General features: G+C 33.7%; 18 protein-coding genes. 6 read left to right on the forward strand and 12 right to left on the reverse strand.

Annotated features, from left to right (window positions below):
• Positions 1-252: 252 nt before the first annotated feature.
• Genes HMPREF2597_RS11040 through HMPREF2597_RS11050 form a run of 3 tightly spaced genes read right to left on the reverse strand, consistent with a single transcriptional unit; the run spans position 253 to position 3,544 of the window.
• Positions 253-1,815: a peptide chain release factor 3 gene (locus tag HMPREF2597_RS11040; protein ID WP_002478407.1), complete on the reverse strand. Its 1,563-nt coding sequence runs from the start codon at positions 1,813-1,815 to the stop codon at positions 253-255.
• On the reverse strand, positions 1,816-2,070 hold the full coding sequence (locus tag HMPREF2597_RS11045; RefSeq protein WP_002459491.1) for a YueH family protein: 255 nt from the start codon (positions 2,068-2,070) through the stop codon (positions 1,816-1,818).
• On the reverse strand, positions 2,060-3,544 hold the full coding sequence (locus HMPREF2597_RS11050; RefSeq protein ID WP_002478408.1) for a UDP-N-acetylmuramoyl-L-alanyl-D-glutamate--L-lysine ligase: 1,485 nt from the start codon (positions 3,542-3,544) through the stop codon (positions 2,060-2,062). Before HMPREF2597_RS11050 ends, HMPREF2597_RS11045 begins: the two co-directional genes overlap by 11 nt.
• A 408-nt stretch (positions 3,545-3,952) precedes the next feature.
• Here HMPREF2597_RS11050 and HMPREF2597_RS11055 point away from each other — a divergent pair, with 408 nt between their 5' ends.
• Together HMPREF2597_RS11055 and ltaA are read left to right on the forward strand one after the other, a co-directional pair.
• Positions 3,953-5,128 carry a diglucosyl diacylglycerol synthase gene (locus tag HMPREF2597_RS11055; protein ID WP_002478409.1) on the forward strand — a complete coding sequence of 392 codons (1,176 nt, stop codon included), beginning with the start codon at positions 3,953-3,955 and terminating at the stop codon, positions 5,126-5,128.
• On the forward strand, positions 5,106-6,299 hold the full coding sequence (gene ltaA / locus HMPREF2597_RS11060) for a lipoteichoic acid biosynthesis MFS flippase LtaA (protein ID WP_002459494.1): 1,194 nt from the start codon (positions 5,106-5,108) through the stop codon (positions 6,297-6,299). The genes HMPREF2597_RS11055 and ltaA overlap by 23 nt, the downstream gene beginning before the upstream one ends.
• Positions 6,300-6,358: 59 nt before the next feature.
• Here ltaA and HMPREF2597_RS11065 read toward each other — a convergent pair whose 3' ends face one another.
• Positions 6,359-6,865 carry a YjcG family protein gene (locus HMPREF2597_RS11065; RefSeq protein WP_002478410.1) on the reverse strand — a complete coding sequence of 169 codons (507 nt, stop codon included), beginning with the start codon at positions 6,863-6,865 and terminating at the stop codon, positions 6,359-6,361.
• 337 nt (positions 6,866-7,202) lie between these two features.
• On the opposite strand from HMPREF2597_RS11065, the gene HMPREF2597_RS11070 reads away from it, so the two are divergent.
• Complete coding sequence (locus tag HMPREF2597_RS11070; RefSeq protein WP_002478411.1) at positions 7,203-7,622, forward strand: MerR family transcriptional regulator; 420 nt, start codon at positions 7,203-7,205, stop codon at positions 7,620-7,622.
• Between the two features lie 3 nt (positions 7,623-7,625).
• Positions 7,626-8,363, forward strand: coding sequence for an SDR family oxidoreductase (locus HMPREF2597_RS11075; protein ID WP_002459497.1), 738 nt, complete (start codon positions 7,626-7,628; stop codon positions 8,361-8,363).
• Between the two features lie 311 nt (positions 8,364-8,674).
• On the opposite strand, the gene HMPREF2597_RS11080 is transcribed toward HMPREF2597_RS11075, so the two are convergent.
• The gene (locus HMPREF2597_RS11080) at positions 8,675-9,415 is read right to left on the reverse strand and encodes an alpha/beta hydrolase (protein ID WP_002478412.1); all 741 of its coding nucleotides are present in this window, start codon (positions 9,413-9,415) and stop codon (positions 8,675-8,677) included.
• 220 nt (positions 9,416-9,635) lie between these two features.
• On the opposite strand from HMPREF2597_RS11080, the gene cozEa reads away from it, so the two are divergent.
• Complete coding sequence (cozEa, locus tag HMPREF2597_RS11085) at positions 9,636-10,721, forward strand: lipoteichoic acid biosynthesis protein CozEa (RefSeq protein WP_002459499.1); 1,086 nt, start codon at positions 9,636-9,638, stop codon at positions 10,719-10,721.
• 318 nt (positions 10,722-11,039) lie between these two features.
• Here cozEa and fabI read toward each other — a convergent pair whose 3' ends face one another.
• The 7 genes from fabI to HMPREF2597_RS11120 form a co-directional block, all read right to left on the reverse strand.
• Positions 11,040-11,810: an enoyl-ACP reductase FabI gene (gene fabI / locus HMPREF2597_RS11090; RefSeq protein ID WP_002459500.1), complete on the reverse strand. Its 771-nt coding sequence runs from the start codon at positions 11,808-11,810 to the stop codon at positions 11,040-11,042.
• Positions 11,811-12,097: 287 nt separating this feature from the next.
• The gene (locus HMPREF2597_RS11095) at positions 12,098-13,942 is read right to left on the reverse strand and encodes a monovalent cation:proton antiporter family protein (RefSeq protein WP_070817301.1); all 1,845 of its coding nucleotides are present in this window, start codon (positions 13,940-13,942) and stop codon (positions 12,098-12,100) included.
• Between the two features lie 10 nt (positions 13,943-13,952).
• Entirely contained in the window at positions 13,953-15,332 is a 1,380-nt protein-coding gene (mgtE, locus tag HMPREF2597_RS11100) for a magnesium transporter (RefSeq protein ID WP_371089513.1), read from the reverse strand.
• Between the two features lie 31 nt (positions 15,333-15,363).
• Positions 15,364-16,218 carry an RluA family pseudouridine synthase gene (locus HMPREF2597_RS11105; protein WP_002478414.1) on the reverse strand — a complete coding sequence of 285 codons (855 nt, stop codon included), beginning with the start codon at positions 16,216-16,218 and terminating at the stop codon, positions 15,364-15,366.
• A complete protein-coding gene (locus tag HMPREF2597_RS11110; protein WP_002478415.1) occupies positions 16,215-17,024 on the reverse strand; it encodes an NAD kinase in 810 nt (269 codons plus the stop codon). Before HMPREF2597_RS11110 ends, HMPREF2597_RS11105 begins: the two co-directional genes overlap by 4 nt.
• A 14-nt stretch (positions 17,025-17,038) precedes the next feature.
• Positions 17,039-17,674, reverse strand: a complete 636-nt coding sequence (locus tag HMPREF2597_RS11115) for a GTP diphosphokinase (protein WP_002478416.1) — start codon at positions 17,672-17,674, stop codon at positions 17,039-17,041.
• A 16-nt stretch (positions 17,675-17,690) separates the two neighbouring features.
• Positions 17,691-18,038 carry a UPF0738 family protein gene (locus tag HMPREF2597_RS11120; protein ID WP_002459506.1) on the reverse strand — a complete coding sequence of 116 codons (348 nt, stop codon included), beginning with the start codon at positions 18,036-18,038 and terminating at the stop codon, positions 17,691-17,693.
• 193 nt (positions 18,039-18,231) lie between these two features.
• On the opposite strand from HMPREF2597_RS11120, the gene HMPREF2597_RS11125 reads away from it, so the two are divergent.
• Entirely contained in the window at positions 18,232-18,804 is a 573-nt protein-coding gene (locus HMPREF2597_RS11125; protein WP_002478417.1) for a CYTH domain-containing protein, read from the forward strand.
• Positions 18,805-18,874 lie beyond the last annotated feature (70 nt).

Genomic DNA, 18,874 nt, shown 5'->3' on the forward strand with positions numbered 1-18,874 from the left:
TAGCAAAGGTCTCACTAAGCGATGACGCTCACTTTACCGGAAGTCATCCTTCGTAGTGACGATAAAGTGTTAATGCAGACATTTTATTAATAAATGCAGCGAAGTGCCTGTCCACATCTCAAGTTACTCCCCTCTGACATCAGTCATAGGTATTCATTTGTTACCAATATTATACATATATTGATAACTTAGTACAATATATTGCCTACAAATTGTGTGGCTAATTTATAAGTAACTTGAAGATTCATATAATTACAACAAGCTATAAAGTTTTATTTCTGGGAATTTCTCCTCAAACCAACGTGTTGCAAACTCATTTTCAAAAAGGAATACAAGTTGGTCATATCTATCTTTAACTAGAATAGAACGTGATGTATTCATCTTATCTTTAATATCATCTTCGTTTTCAATCCATCTAGCAATTTTTCTACCTACAGGTTCCATGATAACATCGACGTTATATTCGTTCTTCATGCGGTGTTCAAATACTTCAAATTGCAACTGGCCTACTGCACCTAGAATAATTTGATTGGTGTGTAATGTTTTATAGTATTGAATTGCACCTTCTTGTACTAATTGTTCTATACCTTTATGAAAATGCTTTTGTTTCATAACGTTTTTGGCAGATACTTTCATAAATATTTCCGGGGTAAATTGGGGTAAATCTTGAAAACTATATTTTTGTTTACCGCCAACCAGTGTATCACCAATTTGATAGTTCCCCGTATCATATAAACCTATAATATCACCAGCAACTGCATGATTGACCGTCTCTTTATCGTCTGCCATAAATGAAGTAGAACGTGTGATTTTTTGCTTTTTAAGTGTACGCTGTAACGTTACATCCATACCTCGCTCAAATGCACCACTTACTACACGCATAAAGGCAATTCTATCTCTATGTTTTGGATCCATATTGGCTTGAATTTTAAATATAAATCCTGAAAAATCAGCATCAAATGGACTTACTTCTATATCTTCTTTTGTTTGTCTTGCATGAGGCATTGGCGCAAAATCAACATAAGCATTTAAGAAATTTTGCACTCCAAAATTTGCTAATGCTGACCCAAAGAATACAGGTGTTAAATCGCCACTTAATAAGGCCTCATCATCAAATTGCTCTCCAGCTTCATCAACGAGCATCATTTCTTCAATTGCTTGGCTAAATGCACTATCACTCTGGATTGCATGCGCTTCTTGCAGTTCAAAATCATCGTTTAGATGTAATATATTTTCTTCATCTCTAAATGGCTCAATTGTTTTTGTTTTGCGATCAATAATGCCAAAGAAGTTTTGTCCCATACCGATAGGCCAATTCATTGGATATGTATCAATATTCAATGTTTCTTCAATTTCATCTAATAATTCAAATGGTTCTTTACCAACTCTATCTAACTTATTGATAAATGTAAAAATCGGAATACCTCTCATTTTACAAACTTTAAATAACTTCAATGTCTGTGGTTCGATTCCTTTAGCACAGTCGATAACCATGACAGCACTATCAACAGCCATTAAAGTACGATACGTATCTTCTGAAAAGTCTTCATGCCCTGGTGTATCAAGAATATTGATTTTATAATTATCGTAATCAAATTGCATAACTGAACTTGTAACTGAAATACCACGTTCTTGCTCAACTTTCATCCAGTCACTTGTAGCAAATTTACCACTCTTTTTACCTTTAACAGTACCTGCTTCACGAATCGCACCGCTAAAGTATAATAGTTTTTCTGTTAACGTTGTTTTACCAGCATCTGGGTGAGAAATGATGGCAAACGTCTTTCTTGACTCTACTTCATCTTTTAAACTCATTTATAAATCTCCTTTTAAATTATCCGCAATCCAACCAGTTAATTTAGAAGCAATTGTACTTGCATCTTGTTCATTATTAAAAGTAAATAATTGCATCATTAATTCATCGTTAATTTTATTTATATGTGTAGCTAAAGATATTTCGAAAGACCAGAAAACATCTGGAATAGCTATCAACAAATGATTTGTTTCTTTATTCTTATATAGATAAACATTAACCGTTTCATGATGAATAATCAGTTGTTTAACGATCAACGGGGCCACCGCCAAATTTCTTATAGGCAGCTTCTAAGCCTATCAAATCATCCCTATGCGGAACTTTAACATGTCCTGGCATAATTTGATAAGGTTCTCTTCCTTTAGATGCTAATACAACTGTATCCCCCGGTTCGGCAACTTCAATTGCATGTCTAATGCCTTCTGCGCGATCTTCAAATTCAACATAGTTATCGTGCGTGGCCCCTTTAGCTAATTCTGAAGTTAGCATTTTAGGATCATCATTAGCTGGGTTATCTGGTGTAAAGATAACATAATCTGCTCGACAAGCTACTGTTCCCATTTCTGGAGTTTTAGTTAAATCACGTTCACCCGCCATACCTACTAAGAAAATCAGTTTTCGTTTTACGAATGGTTTAACAGCATCTATTAATTTGTTCATTCCATCTGCTGTATGTGCGTAATCAATAATCAAATCTATAGGTAAATTCGGATCAAGTACTTCAAGTCGTCCTTCGACCGGTTCAAGCGTTTTCACTGCTTCGACAATAGTTTCAAAAGGTATTCCTTTACTCCACACAGCAATCATTGCTGCCATTAAGTTTGAAATATTGAATTTACCAACATATGGTGATTGTACATTATAGTTACCAAATGGTGTGTCAAGTTCAAATGTTACTCCTTGTAATGATTCATTAATATGAATTGCTTTAAATTGCGCATCGTTATCAATACCGTATGTAAAAATTTCGTATGGGGTTACTGACGCTAAATATTCAGAAAAAGCATCATCGTTGTTTAAAACTACGTACTTTTCTTTAGATAAATCTTCTCCTAATTGACTAAAGAGTAATGATTTAGCATGTCCATATGCTTCCATAGTGCCATGAAAATCTAAGTGATCTTGTGTTAAATTTGAAAATATAGCAACATCAAATTCAACACCTCTAAGTCGACCTAAAGCTAAACCATGACTTGACACTTCCATTGTCATCGCTTCTGCACCAGCATCCACGGCTTCTTTAATCTTTTTAGTTAATGACACTGTCTCAGGCGTAGTATTCGCACCTTTTGTCTTTTGCTCATTAATTTGGAAACCATTTGTTCCTAAATAAGCACTATTTTTATGTAACTTACGATAAATCAAATGAATCATGGTAGCAATTGAAGTTTTACCATTTGTTCCAGTAACACCATACGTCGTTAATTGATGGCTCGGAAAATCAAATAAGGTATGCGCTAACAAACTTGCCACTCTGAGTGTCTCACTAACAATAATTTGAGTTACATCGCCTTCGACTTCTTGCTTACTTTTCACAACAATAATTTGACATCCTTGGTTAATGACATCTTGACAAAATTTGTGACTGTCTACCGTATAACCTTTTGATGCTACAAAAATACTTCCTGATTTAGCTGTACGTGAATCCGTTGTAATATCCGTTACGTGTCTATCTAAAGTTCCAATTACTTGTTTTACTCTAATTTTTTCAAATAATGTGCTCGCATTCAAAACGTATCGCTCCTTTTTTACAATACTTTTTTTACAATACTTTCATTATACACGTTTTAAAGATGATGATAAATTTATTCTTATCTTTTTCAATCAAAACATTTACATCCGATTTAATTAGTCAAAAAATTAATTAGGGCTTAACTTTATTAATTTAGGGTAAAAATTTTAAAAATTTACTATAAATTGTATTATGACAATACATTTCATTAAAATCGTGCTACCATGGTAATATACAAAGATATAGTCAATTAATATAGTAAGGACTTAATTATTTAACATTTTTATATTAATAAAGTACTATTAAGTGATTAGTAACATTAAGACAACGACGACTATCAAAGATGAATGAATGTGTTATAATGCTTAGATATAATTGAAACTGAAACTAACGGAGGGTGGCTATTTATGGTTACTCAAACTAAAAAGATATTGATTATTACTGGGTCCTTTGGTAACGGACACTTACAAGTAACAGAAAGTATCGTTAACCAATTCAATGAAATGAATTTGGATCATCTCAGTGTTATTGAACATGACTTATTTATGGAAGCTCATCCAATTTTGACTTCTATCTGTAAAAAGTGGTATATCAATAGCTTTAAATATTTTCGCAATATGTACAAAAACTTTTACTATAGTCGCCCTGAAGAGATAGATAAATGTTTTTACAAATATTATGGCTTAAATAAATTAATAAACTTGCTGTTGAAAGAAAAGCCTGACTTGATCCTCTTGACTTTTCCAACACCAGTCATGTCTGTTTTAACGGAACAGTTTAATATGAACATACCTATCGCAACTGTAATGACAGATTATCGTATGCAAAAAAACTGGATCACACCGCATTCACAGCGTTATTATGTAGCTACTGAAGATACCAAAGCTGATTTTATGAGTGTAGGCATTCCAGCATCTCATATTAAGGTTACAGGCATTCCAATATCAGATAAATTCGAAGCTCCGATTGATAAAGATGCTTGGTTAAGAAAGCATAAATTAGACCCAGAAAAACCAACGATTTTAATGTCTGCAGGGGCATTCGGAGTGTCTAAAGGTTTCGACCAATTGATTAAAGCTATATTAGATAAGAGTCCGCACGCACAAATTGTGATGATTTGCGGCAAAAACAAAGGTTTAAAACAATCATTAGCCTTTGAATTCAAAGAACAAGAAAATGTATTAATTCTAGGATTTACTAAAAATATGAATGAATGGATGGCATCAAGTCAACTTATGATTACAAAACCAGGCGGCATCACAATATCCGAAGCGCTAACAAGAACGCTTCCTATGGTCTTTTTAAACCCTGCACCTGGACAAGAGTTAGAAAATGCGCGTTATTTTGAAAACAAAGGTTTTGGTAGAATTGCAGATACACCTGAAGATGCAATTAACTGTGTATCTGAATTAACGCATGATGTACAAGCTTTACAAGCAATGTCACAACGCATGAAAAAAACAAAAGTAGACTATTCTACATATAAATTATGTACTGATTTATTATCTTTAATCAATCACTCATCACAATATCAAGAAGTTTACGGAAGGGTTCCATTGTATGCAAGATTCTTTGTCAAATAGTCATACAAATAGTAAGAAAAGCTTTGTCATCATGCTAATTATTTTATTTTTAATGGAATTCGCACGTGGTATGTATACACTTAGTTATATAAACTATTTGCCAACTGTCACATCGATTTCCGTGGCTGTAACATCTGCAGCTTTATCCATACATTTTATTGCAGATGCATCTACCAATTTCGTTATAGGTTTTCTACTAAAAAAATGGGGAGCAAAGCTTGTGCTAACAGCAGGCTTTTTCCTCGCTTTTATTAGTTTATTTTTAGTGATTTGGGTTCCAGCAAACCCTATTATCATTATCTTATCAGCGATTATGCTCGGTATCGCTGTTAGCCCAATCTGGGTTATCATGTTATCAAGTGTAGAGGAAAATAAACGTGGCAAACAAATGGGTTATGTTTATTTTGCATGGCTCTCTGGGTTGCTCGTTGGTTGGGCGTTTATGAATGTGCTTGTTAAATTGCACCCTACTCGCTTTGCCTTTATGATGTCTTTAGTTGTCATTGTTGCTTGGGTTATGTATTACTTTGTTAATATTCAATTAACTAATTACAATACTAAGCCAGTTAAAGAACAAATCGGTCAAATTATTAACGTTATGAAACGACATCTTGTGTTGTTTCCTGGTATTTTACTCCAAGGTGCAGCAGTTTCAGCACTCGTTCCTATTTTACCGACGTATGCGACAAAAGTTGTCAAAGTAACAACCATAGAATATACCGTTGCTATTGTAATTGGTGGATTGGCCTGTGCCTTTTCTATGCTGTTCTTATCTAAAATGATTGACAATAATAGCCGTAACTTTATGTATAGCATTATCATTTTTGGCTTTGTACTATACACAGCATTTATTTTCTGGCTGTCATTAGTCACAAACATCATGATTGTGTGGTTAATTGCGTTATTTATTGGCCTTATGTATGGTTTATTACTCCCTGCTTGGAATACGTTTATGGCAGGACAAATTAATCCCGAAGAGCAAGAAGAAACATGGGGCGTTTTTAATAGTGTGCAAGGTTTTGGTTCGATGATAGGTCCACTATTTGGCGGTCTTATCACTCAATTCACAAACAGTTTGAATAATGCATTTTACTTTTCAGCTATAGTATTCCTATTTCTAGCATTTTTCTATGGCACGTTTTTCGTTAAATCAAATAAACATACGCATTAAAAAAAGATACTGTATGATGACTAGACTGTGCATCATACAGTATCTTTTATTCATATTGTTTAAAATTGAAATGTATCAATAACATTCCACTTATCTTCTTGATTGTCATATTCTAAGAGTGATAATGCTTCAATAACTTCTTTATGGTCTACCCCTGCTAATTTAACTTGTCCATAAATATCTTCAAACTCTTGGCTTGATAAACCTTGAGCGATAGTAAAGTGTGGGACAAATGCATGTTCAGCTATACCATAAAAAGCATCTGTATTAAATTGTTTAAATAATTTTTCTAATTCATCTGTTTTCGCAACTTTAAAGTAGATAACATTATTAGTTGGCTTAAAACTTGATGCTTTTGTCACATGTACATCAATAGGTGCAATATCACTAATTCTAGCTTTAATATCTTGTTTAACTGAATCTAATTCCGTTTCATTAATATGAAATTGCGCCTTGATTGTGATATGAGGTTTAATTTGAGCGTAATGAGTATCATAACGTTTACGGTATGCGTTCACCTCATCTTGAAATGATTTTGATGGAATCAATGCTAATCCTAAAATCATTGTTACCCCTCCTTTGTTTTACATAGCTCTATTATATCAAAATCACATGAAAACCGTTACTTAAAAATAAATAATTAATTATTTTTGACTAATAATATTATTAAGTCTGGGACATAATTATATTTTGAGCTTTGATCTCTGTATTGGCAGTAGTTAACTGTATTAAAAATACGATTATATCAAGCTTTTTCACCTTAGTCACTCTTGCCGCTGAGCGAGACAGAATTCATAATGATTTCGTAGTCCCTCTACCACCTTTATAATTTCATTATACTTAAAGCTTGACTTAGAGTTACTCTAAGGGTTTATGGTTAAGATATGTTGGAAAGGAGATTCAATGAAGACAATCAAAGAAGTATCTAATGAGACTGGACTTTCACCACACACTATACGTTTTTACGAAAAAGAAGGTTTAATTAATATACCTAGAAATAAGCAAGGTATTCGTATTTTTAATGAAATAACTATGGATACGCTTATGGCGATTGCACATTATCGAAATGTTGGTATGTCATTACAAGATATCAAACAAATTATGAAAGAATTTCACAATCATCAATTATCAACTCAACTTTTGAATAACACTTTAACTAAATTGGATACACAAATTAATGAACTTATATCTACTCGTGAATATCTAGTCAAAAAGATACAAATCCATCAACATTTAGCAGAACTACAAAAAAATGGTTATACAGAAAAAGCACGCTATGAGGCTTATGTAGCCCTAAGGAAAGATGAAAAAGGAGACGATTAACATATGTCAAAAGTAATTGTAATCACAGGAGCAAGTAGTGGTATAGGAGAAGCAACTGCCAAAATGTTAGCTAAAGCTGGTAATATTTTAGTAATTGCTGCGCGACGTAAGGAACGTTTGGTTCAATTAGTTAATGATATTAGAAATGATGGTGGTCAAGCCATCTATGTTACTGCAGATGTATCAAAACTAGAAGAAAGTAAAAAAGTAGCTCAAGTGACATTAGAAAACTATAAAAAAATTGATGTATGGATTAATAATGCAGGACTAATGCCATTGTCTGAATTTTCAAAAGGTTTGGTTGAAGAATGGGATCAAATGATTGATGTTAACTTAAAAGGAACTTTATATGGTATAGATGCTGCCTTACCTACTATGCGTAAGCAACAATCAGGTCATATTATCAATATTGCTTCATTATCTGCACACCAATCTGGCGCAACAACAGGTGTATATTCAGCTACTAAGTTTGGTGTATGGGCAGCAAGTGAAGCATTACGACAAGAGGAAGCAAGCGTACAATCAAATATACGTGTAACTGTTATTTCACCTGGAGCTGTACAAACTGAATTACCACAACAGGGTAGTGATCAAGAAATTAAAGACAATCTTAAAGACTTCTACTCAAATCTAGCTATTCCACCTGAACAAGTTGCACGTACGATTCAATTTGCAATTGATACACCTGTGGAAACTTCAATTAATGAAATCATCATCCGTCCGACGGCACAAGCTTTATAAAACTTTAAAAATAAGCTTAAATGCACAATAAAAATTATTTCATTATATGAATTATTTTTATTGGCATGAATCTAGCTATTTAGAGCTTAAAACATAATTACGTTTTAAGCTCTAAACTATATATGAATAGACTGTATTAAAAATATGCTTATATCAAGCTTTTCCACCTTAGTCACTCTTGCCGCTGAGCGAGACAGAATTCTAATAAATTCGTAGTCCCGCTACCTTTCTTGTAACAAACTGCTTTTTGATCAACAATCGTGTTGCCTGTGATACGCCCCATTGGTAATCTATGCATATTATAAATCTTCTTATTCTTCGACCTTTAAGAAATATTTCAAAATATCCTCTAACATTGGTTTCCAGGATTTCCAATTATGTCCGCCATCAAATTCCACATATTCGTGTGACATACCATAACGCTTTATTAGTGCCGACAATTCTCGATTTGGTGTTAGAAAATTGGCTGGCGCTCCTGTCGTTGGTAACTTGAAATCTTCCTCTTCCAATCCAATTGCTTGCCATAACGTCAACTGATCACGTTGTTGACATGCTTCAAAGCGTGCTCTAATTGAGTCATCATACATCGGACTTAACATGGCAACTTGACTAAATATTGTCGGATAAGTAAGCCCAATCATTAATGCAATACTTCCGGCTAAGCTATCTCCTATTAATAATCGCGCGTTACCCACTTTATATGTTGGGAATGTTTGATCTATAAACGGTAACAACTCTTTACCTACAGCTTGAATCGTCTGTGAACTGCGTTGACCTTGTGGATGAAACTCAGCACGTCGCTTATCTACATCTTCATAGTTAAATCCTACGATTATGGCTGGATGGATTTGTTCATTTTGTCTTAAGCGTTCATAGACTCTTTGAATACGACCAAATCTAAGAAAATCGAGCCCATCAAAGCAAATGATTACTTGGTATTTTGATAAATTAGTATATGTTTCGGGTAAATATATAGATAACGTAATATCTCTTTGTAATATATCACTATGTAAAATATGTTTATTAATTTTACCTGGCTTAAAATCTAACATTTGGACTGGCCCCCTAGTTATCGTATTCATATTGTAACAAGAGATTTTCACTTTTAAAATAAGATTTGAAAAATACAGTAATGATAAGTTCATTTAAAAAATATCTTGACTTCAACTTGAATTGTTTATTTGTGTTTATATTTAAAATAACTTTTGTCGTTACAAGTTTTGATATATACTTAAATATATTGAATGATGAAATTTAGGAGGACTTAAGCATATGCTTAATAAAGTGTGGTTTAGAACGGGTGTTGCATTATTAATTCTGTTCTTACTGATAAAATTAATTATGGAGGTACATAGCGTATTCACACCAATTGCTACCATCATTGGTTCAGTGTTTCTTCCATTTATACTAAGTGGTTTTCTATTTTATATTTGTTTACCATTTCAAACATTATTGGAAAAATTTGGCTTCCCTAGATGGGCAAGTATTACGACAATTTTTATTGCTTTGATTGCAATTGTTGCAGTTGTTGTTGCATTTATTGCACCTATCATCATTTCAAATGTTAATAGCTTAATTCATGCTATTCCAACTATTCAAAATGACGTTGAAAGAATTATTAATTTCTCACTAAAACAAATGGATAAATTACCTAGTGATGTGACTACTCGTATTAATAATACTGTGAAGTCTTTAGGAGATGGCGTATCTGATGTATTAGCCAACTCTTTAAGTTATATTACTTCATTTATTTCTACTATCTTCTTGTTGGTTATGGTACCGTTCTTCTTAATTTATATGTTAAAAGATCATGAAAAGTTTATTCCAGCTGTGGCTAAATTTTTCAAAGGAGAGCGTAAAGTTTTTGCTGTAGGTTTATTACAAGATTTAAACTTTACATTAAAATCATATATCCAAGGACAGGTTACCGTTAGTGTTATCCTAGGAATCATCTTATATATCGGTTATACAATTATCGGATTACCATACACACCTTTACTCGTATTATTTGCTGGTGTTGCTAACTTAATTCCTTTCTTAGGCCCATGGTTGTCATTCGCACCAGCTGGCATTTTAGGAATTATCGATAGCCCTACAACATTTATCTGGGTTTGTATAGTCACATTAATTGCACAACAACTTGAAGGTAATGTCATTACACCAAATGTAATGGGTAAATCGTTAAGCATTCACCCATTAACAATTATCGTCGTTATTTTAGCAGCTGGCGATTTAGGTGGATTTACACTCATACTTATCGCAGTTCCATTATACGCAGTGTTGAAAACAGTCGCGAGCAACATCTTTAAGTACCGCACTCGTATTATGGATAAAGCCAATAGTGACGTTAAAGATTAATAAGAGCAGTGTAATATTTTCAAACTAAAGAAGAAACTGGACCATCATTCCTAGAAAAATAGCCAGTAAATGGGTTGTATTTAAACTCATTTACTGGCTTATTTAAAACATTTTATATTGTTGGTTTGCTTTCTTAGGAAACAGCTTTCTTTTGCTACCCCAACTCGCTTTGTTTGTTGGCTTTCATTTCAAACATCTCTTTGTTGAGGCCCACCCCAACTTCCTGTGCTTGTGGAATTTCTTATCGAAATTCTTTTTGTTGGGGCCCGTGTCTTACCATATATTTATGGTGTGCAAACGGTGTTCAATAAAATATCATTATTTAATCGCGTGGAATCCACTATCTACATGAATATTTTCACCTGTCACACCACTAGATAAGTCACTAAGTAAATATGCTGCTGTCTTACCGACTTCTTCTTGATCTACATTACGACGTAAAGGAGCGCGTTCCTCAATCTCTTTCAAAATTGTATTGAAACCACCTACGCCTTTAGCACTAAGTGTGCGAATTGGGCCAGCAGAAATCGCATTTACACGGATGTTATCTTGCCCAAGGTCTAGCGCTAAATACTTAACATTCGCTTCTAAACTTGCTTTAGCTACACCCATCACATTATAATTTTGAACGGCAAATTCGCCACCAAGATATGTTGTTGCCACAATACTACCGCCATGAGGCATAATTTTTTTAGCTTCATGCGCTACAAGTGTTAATGAATATGAACTGATATCTTGAGCTAATAAGAAACCTTCACGTGATGTTTCAGAGAAGCGACCACGTAAATCTTCGATATTTGCAAAGGCAATTGAATGATAAACGCCATCAATATTGCCTACTTCTTCACCAATTTTAGCAAAACCATTAATAACATCTTCGTCTTTTTGCACATCAATTTGATACAATTTTGGATCATTTTGATTTAATTGTTCCAATAATTTTTCTAATTCTTTACGGCTGCGTTCTTTACGGTATGTAAATACCAACTTTGCACCTAACTTATCTAATACTTTAGCTACGCCAAACCCAATACTGCGTTTATTTGCAATACCCATAATGACAAACGTTTTATTTTCAAGATTTAACATTTAAACTATCTCCTTGTTTCGTTTTTTATATACATAACTCTCTCTTCTATGCATCATACAACATTTTAACACTATTTCTAGTGTCTAATAAAGTGTTTTAATGCCCTAGGTACTTGTGGTGTAACATGTATGTTCCTGAGTCTGAGACATCATTATGTTTTAAGCTAAAACTAAATATTGGCAGTAGTTGACTGGATTGAAAATACATTGATACCACGTTTTTTCAATCCTAGTCAACCTTGCCGGGCCGGGACTACAAATTCACATTGAGTAACATTTTCACTCCCTTAATAATAAAATTCTAACTCGCCTTTAAGTTCATCTACATATTCCTTAGACCCTGTTACAATTAAACGATCTTTATAACGCAACTGTGTATCACCATGTGGCACGATAGACTCATTATTTCTAATTATGCGTACAAAGATAACATCGCCACCAAATGGGAAATTACGCAATTCTAGATTTTCATATTTATGATTTAACATCTCAATTTCATATAAAGATGTTTCCACATTGCTTAGTAAATTAAGCATATTGGGTGTTTCAATAAGTCCTTTAAGAAAAATTTTATTGCTTAAAAAGTTGCTGAATATTTCTATGCCAGAATTTTTCATTCCCACGTCATCAGTCATTGTCTCTAAACGACAAATCACTCGATTAACACCGTGTTCTTCTGCCATCATCGCAACACGACGATTGATATCATCATCATTGGTTGCACATACGACAATATCATTATCAAATAAACCTAATCGAGTTAATATCGCCTCGTCATAATCATTGATTTCTAGTACAGTAATACTATCAGCCAAATGACGATGATCACTTAAATCTTTTCTAAAATATAAAGACACATTGTAAAGCTGTGATGTTAGATTTTGTGCAATTGGTATGGTTAGTTGATTTTTCCCAATGAGCGCCACTTCAATACGTCGATTAACTTCATCTGGAATTGGGAATAATTTTTTAAAAACAACAGGTACAAAGACACAAGTAATCACGGCACTGAGGATTAAAATACCAGATGTCTCTGACGATATCGTTTTTAGCTGTTCAGCTATCTTCGCCGTCGCAATAACTAATGACAATGTTGAAGTGAGTAAAAATGCTGACGCAATGGTTGTTTTCGTATCAAACCATCGTCGAATAAATAATACTGGTAAGAGTTTTGATATTAAAAATGCACCTATCAATACCGGTATAATAATCAATAAAGCGGGTTCCTTAATAAGTGATGGTATGTCTAAATCTACACCAACCATAATAAAAAATATCGGTATAAAAAAGCCATAACCAAATGAATCTAATTTTTGCACAAGCTCCTCATCGGGTTTAAGTAATGAAACTACGACACCAGCTAAAAACGCACCTAAAATGTATTCAGCACCCACGCCTTCAGCCAATGCTACTAATAAAATAATTAATGCAAAAATCGCACGGATTCCAATTTGTGTTGTACCTGACATTAATTTTTGTAAAAAGGACATATGTTTGAACAGAATACCAATAATATAAAAAATAGCGGTAAAAACAACTAAAATCGCTGATAACCATATCGAACCGCCACCTTGACCATTTAATGCACCGTATACTGTCAATAACACCATAGTAAACAAGTCTGCTAATACTGCTACTAATAAAATAAACTGTCCAATCGTCGTGCGCATAATATTCATTTCCTTTAGCGTTGGCACGACAACACCTAAAGAAATTGTCGAAATAATAATGATCATCAATAGCACATCATCAACTAAACCTAGCCATTTAAAAGCATAAGCTAAAACAATAGAAATAATCATAATAAAGATAAAAACAGTTAACGCCATATTTAAATGGCTAGGCACATTTTTATCCTCTTGACTTTGCCCCTGACGATTGCGTGTGTCTTTTTTAAAGGCTGAAAAATCAATCTCAAGACCACTTAAAAACATTAAAAAGATAAAGCCAAGCGTTGATAAAATATTGAGCATGCTATCCTTTTCAACTAAATTTAGAAAAGAATTCCCAATAATCACTCCCATTAAAATTTCTGCTACAACAACAGGTAAAAAACTAATATTTAAACGATTTACTAATATCGGCGTAAAAAATGCCGCTACGACAACAATTACAAGTGAGAAAAACTCCATATGCGCCCCCCTAAGTTAAATATGACATAAATGATGTTGCTAATCCGAAATAAATTAACATACTAACAATGTCATTAATTGTAGTAATAAACGGACCGCTTGCTACTGCAGGATCGATGTTTATTTTATTCATTAATAATGGAATCATGGAACCTACTAAAGTACCAACCGTCATAGCTATAGTTAAACTTGCTGCAACAATTAAAGCTAAAAACGGCTGTTTGAAAACAACAACGATAATTAGAAATAAGATGATAGCGCAAACCGAACCAGATAACATGCCACTCCCCGCTTCACGTAATGCAACTCTAAACTTACTTTGTTCATCAATCTCTCCTGTCGAAATATTCCGAACTGAAACGGCTAGTGATTGAGTGCCTGAATTTCCTGACATCCCGCTGATAATTGGAATAAATGCTGCTAATAAAGCAACTTTAGATAAAGTATCTTCAAAATTGCCTAAAATGGTAGCTGTTATCATACCTAAAAATGTTAAAATAATGAGCCAAGGTAAACGTTTTGCTGCTGTTTTTACAATTGAATCATTCGTTGAATCAATGTCAGAAACACCGGCCAAACGAGAATAGTCTTCACTAGCTTCTTCATCCATAACATCTAAAATATCGTCAATAGTTATGATCCCAAGCAGATGGTCCTGATAATCAACAACTGGTAACGCAATAAAATCATAGTCTCTCATTTTTTGTGCAACATGCTCTTGATCGTCTGCAACGTTCACACTAATTACACGCTCACTCATAATGTCCTCTATATAAGCATCATTTTCAGAAACAATTAAGTCACGTAATGATAGAACACCAACCAATTGTCCTTCTACATTCGTTGCGAAAATAACATAGATGGTCTCTGCATCAGGAGCTTGTGATTTGACAAGCATCAATGCTTCTTTAACTGGTGTTTCAGCCTCTAATGATATATATTCCGTCGTCATAATCCCGCCGGCTGTATCTTCTTCATAATGCAGTAATGCCTTAATCTCATTGGCATCGTCTTTATTCATCAATGTCAGCAAACTTGCTACTTTGGGTTTTGATAACTCATTTAATATATCTACCGCGTTATCGTAGGACATTTCTTCTAAAACTTTACTTGCATATTGTGCATTCATTGTGTCGAATAATTGCTCATAATCCTCATCATCTATTTCTAATTGATCGAAAAATCCAGCAACTTCTTGAGGTGATAACAATTGAAATATTTTATGTCTAATAACATTATCGCTATCCTCAAAATACTCGCTTTGCTCATATGAATGCATTGCGAGAAATTCTTTTCTAAAATCATCAATATCATTGTTATTTAATAATTCATCTAGTAGTGATTGGTTATATACCGCATGTTGATCATTGTCCGCTTTCTCTATCTCCATAGACAATTGGAACACCTCCATTACTGGTTTATTATAGCATGTTATACAGGCATATTAGTTGTTTATAATCAATAGTTATTGATATCGTTTTATGCAAAATAGGATGCTTAAATTGTAATGCCGTACATTGCAAACAATGGTTGTGAATCATATCATGATTTCCACCATATAACGCATCTCCTATCAAAGGATGTCCAATGTATTGAAAATGTACACGGATTTGATGTGTGCGTCCTGTATGTAATGTAACTTCACATAAACTAACGTTTTGTTTGCTATTAAGCGTTCGATAAGTTGATTTAGCATACTTACCAGTGGATGAAACTTGCCGCGTAATAATACTATCATTTGCACGGGCTATAGGCGCTTCTATAATTCCTTCTGGCTGAGTTGCGCCATGACACAGTGCTATATAACGCTTGTTTATTTTGATATGTGACAAGAGATGATGAATGTGACCATGTTTAGCTAATAACACTAAACCTGTGGTATTACGATCCAGTCTTGTCACAATATGTGGTGTAAAATCATTATCATTCTCGTGACAATAAGCTAGCACTTGTTCAATTAAACTTTCATGTGGATGCTCCCTCGATGGTGCACAATTTTGTAAACTCGGTTTACATACGATTAATAGATAATCATCTTCGTAAACAATATCAAGTGGATGGTGAAAGGCTTGTAAATTAGCACTTGGAATTTCAGTAGGCAAAATAATCGTGAGCTTATCTCCCGGTTGCAATTGATAACGCACTGTGACCGGCTCATGATTAACAAGTAAAGCGCCATTTTGTTTAATGGCGCTTGTCGTTTTCTTGGAAAAACCTTGTTGTTGTAAAAATGACTTTAGTACATCAGGTGATTTGATTGCATAAGTGAATCTCATCGTTCGTCATCACTTTCAATAAAGGAATCATGGACACGTTTCCAAAATGGGAAAGGTCTAAAACGAGCAAACCTTACTTTTTCATTGGCAACTCTATATTGAATACCGCTGACATTTTTATGTTTAATGCTGACATGATCAATGGTTGTACGAATTGTATCATGGTTTACAGGTGTGATATAACATGTATGGTGCTTAGGCAAGACAAGTGGTGAACCGACCGTACGGAATACTCTATTATTGATTGAGGCAATTTCAGCAATTTGAATTGCTTCAAGGGAAGGATGAATTAATGCCCCTCCCAACGCCTTATTATAAGCAGTAGACCCAGATGGTGTAGAGATACACAAACCATCTCCTCTAAAGCGTTCAAAATGTTTACCACGAATATTAACATCAACAACCAGTGTAGAGCCATTATCCGTTTTCATCGTTGCTTCATTCAATGCCAAGTAACGCGTCTCATAACCATTATCATTATAGCGTACAATCATTTCTAATAATGGGTATTCAATGACTTGAAACTCAGAATTATTAATTTCTATAATTAATTTTTCCACTTCATGAGGTAACCAATCAGCATAAAATCCTAAGTGACCAGTGTGCACCCCTACAAAAGCGACTTGGGAAAGCATATGACTGTATTGATGAAATGCTTGAAGTAAAGTACCATCTCCACCAACAGATATAACTATTTCTGGATTCTCATCATTCTGTGTCATGTGAAAGTCCTTCATATGACTAATCATTTTATGCTTTAATGCATTCGACTTCGAGTCACCTTTGGATAGAATCGTATAACGCATTACTTTACACCTCATTAATTATTATCATGTTTTTTAGCTCGTTTTTGTGAATAATATTTTTGTGCTTCTTGTATTTCTTCTTTAATTTCAGACATTTCTTCATCAAGTAAATAAGCCGCTTCAGCAGCACGTTCTAATCGGTGCTGTATCTCATCTGGATAATCGCCATCATATTTATAACGTAATGTGTGTTCGATCGTAGCCCAGAAATTCATCGCTAAAGTACGAATTTGAATTTCAGCTAAAATCTTTTTCTGACCATCTAATGTCTCAATTGGATATTCGATAATTACATGATACGAACGATAGCCACTTTGTTTTGTATTATTAATATAGTCACGCTCTTCAATCACTCTAAAATCCTGTCTTTGTCGTAACATCTTAACAACAACATCAATATCATCTACAAATTGACACATCATTCTTAATCCAGCGATATCATACATTTCCTGTTGCAAGCGATCAAAGGGTATACCTCTCTTATTCGCTTTATCGATTATACTAGTAATTGGCTTAACACGGCCGGTGACAAATTCAATGGGCGATGCATGTTCTCCAACTTCATATTGCTTACGTAATCCTTTAAGTTTTACTTTTAATTCATCTACAGCTTGCTTATAAGGTGTTAAAAATTGATCCCATTGATTCATATTACTTCACTCCGCTTCACTCTAGTTCAAAAGTTTTTTCTACTGCTGCTACAAACTCCTTACCATAATTATTATTGCCAACGATATTATCTAGTATAAAATCGAATTCTTCCTGAAAATGTTCTAATTTCAAATCATCATTTACAATAATGGTTTTATCTCTATTTTCATGCAACATTGACCATGTTTCTTCTACAAAAATGAGGTATGAATAGGACTGTCCATCATCTAATATGTAAGCAAATCCATAATTATCACTATCTACAAGCATTTGTCCTACTTCTTCCAAACCATCTGTTGGGTCATCTGAGTAGCAATAAATGCCATCATCTTTAACTTTAATTTCATTTACATAAATACGCATGCCTGTTCCTCCTTATTTTCGTTACTATTTTAACATAAATCTCATACATAACACATGTTTCAAACTAGTACTTGCAAAAGAAACCACAGTGGTTTAATAATATCCCAGCGCACACGTTTACTTTAACTTTTTGATGAATTACTGCATAATATTAATGTTATTATCACAGCATGTGTTAAAGGAGTGTCAATCCATGTCAACAAATCACGAAATTGAATTTAAACAGTTATTAACTGCTTCACAATATGATGATATCCGTCAAAAGTATTTTCAAAATGTTATGCCTTTTTCACAAACAAATTTTTATATAGATACTAGCGATTTTAAACTGAAAGCTAACCATAGTGCTTTGCGCATCCGTGTCAAAGATGACAGCTATGAACTTACTTTAAAAGTACCTGCAACTGTTGGATTAACAGAATATAATCATTCCACCAATCTTATACCTGAAATTGGTAAAACTTTGACATTACAACAATTTCCTGAAGATATTCAACATCAATTGATGCAATTCGATATAACTGATGATGAATTAAACATTTTAGGTTCCCTAACAACACATCGCATGGAAGTATACTTTAAACATCAACTTCTTGTTCTTGACCATAGTGAATACTTGGGAACTGAAGACTATGAACTTGAATTTGAGGTTAATGATTACGAACAAGGCAAGCAAATCTTTCTAAATTTTCTTCAAGAATGTGGAATTGACTATGTTAAACCTAAGAACAAAGTACAGCGATTCTTCGATTACAAAGCACAATGATTATATAAATATTAAAGCGTTGTACTGGAAGGCGAAATACTTTTAAATGTAAAAATTCATGTTATATTAG

The organism is Staphylococcus sp. HMSC063A07 (genome assembly GCF_001836955.1).
In the GTDB taxonomy this organism is placed as follows: domain Bacteria; phylum Bacillota; class Bacilli; order Staphylococcales; family Staphylococcaceae; genus Staphylococcus; species Staphylococcus lugdunensis.

Coding starts and splice junctions, on each gene's coding strand:
- HMPREF2597_RS11095 (WP_070817301.1), bottom strand. CDS start 13,942: ATGGAGTTTTTCTCACTTGTAATTGTTGTCGTAGCGGCATTTTTTACG.
- HMPREF2597_RS11055 (WP_002478409.1), top strand. CDS start 3,953: ATGGTTACTCAAACTAAAAAGATATTGATTATTACTGGGTCCTTTGGT.
- HMPREF2597_RS11115 (WP_002478416.1), bottom strand. CDS start 17,674: ATGAATCAATGGGATCAATTTTTAACACCTTATAAGCAAGCTGTAGAT.
- HMPREF2597_RS11125 (WP_002478417.1), top strand. CDS start 18,232: ATGTCAACAAATCACGAAATTGAATTTAAACAGTTATTAACTGCTTCA.
- HMPREF2597_RS11040 (WP_002478407.1), bottom strand. CDS start 1,815: ATGAGTTTAAAAGATGAAGTAGAGTCAAGAAAGACGTTTGCCATCATT.
- HMPREF2597_RS11110 (WP_002478415.1), bottom strand. CDS start 17,024: ATGCGTTATACGATTCTATCCAAAGGTGACTCGAAGTCGAATGCATTA.
- cozEa (WP_002459499.1), top strand. CDS start 9,636: ATGCTTAATAAAGTGTGGTTTAGAACGGGTGTTGCATTATTAATTCTG.
- HMPREF2597_RS11065 (WP_002478410.1), bottom strand. CDS start 6,865: ATGATTTTAGGATTAGCATTGATTCCATCAAAATCATTTCAAGATGAG.
- mgtE (WP_371089513.1), bottom strand. CDS start 15,332: ATGGAGATAGAGAAAGCGGACAATGATCAACATGCGGTATATAACCAA.
- HMPREF2597_RS11070 (WP_002478411.1), top strand. CDS start 7,203: ATGAAGACAATCAAAGAAGTATCTAATGAGACTGGACTTTCACCACAC.
- HMPREF2597_RS11105 (WP_002478414.1), bottom strand. CDS start 16,218: ATGAGATTCACTTATGCAATCAAATCACCTGATGTACTAAAGTCATTT.
- fabI (WP_002459500.1), bottom strand. CDS start 11,810: ATGTTAAATCTTGAAAATAAAACGTTTGTCATTATGGGTATTGCAAAT.
- HMPREF2597_RS11080 (WP_002478412.1), bottom strand. CDS start 9,415: ATGTTAGATTTTAAGCCAGGTAAAATTAATAAACATATTTTACATAGT.
- HMPREF2597_RS11075 (WP_002459497.1), top strand. CDS start 7,626: ATGTCAAAAGTAATTGTAATCACAGGAGCAAGTAGTGGTATAGGAGAA.
- HMPREF2597_RS11120 (WP_002459506.1), bottom strand. CDS start 18,038: ATGCGTATTTATGTAAATGAAATTAAAGTTAAAGATGATGGCATTTAT.
- ltaA (WP_002459494.1), top strand. CDS start 5,106: ATGCAAGATTCTTTGTCAAATAGTCATACAAATAGTAAGAAAAGCTTT.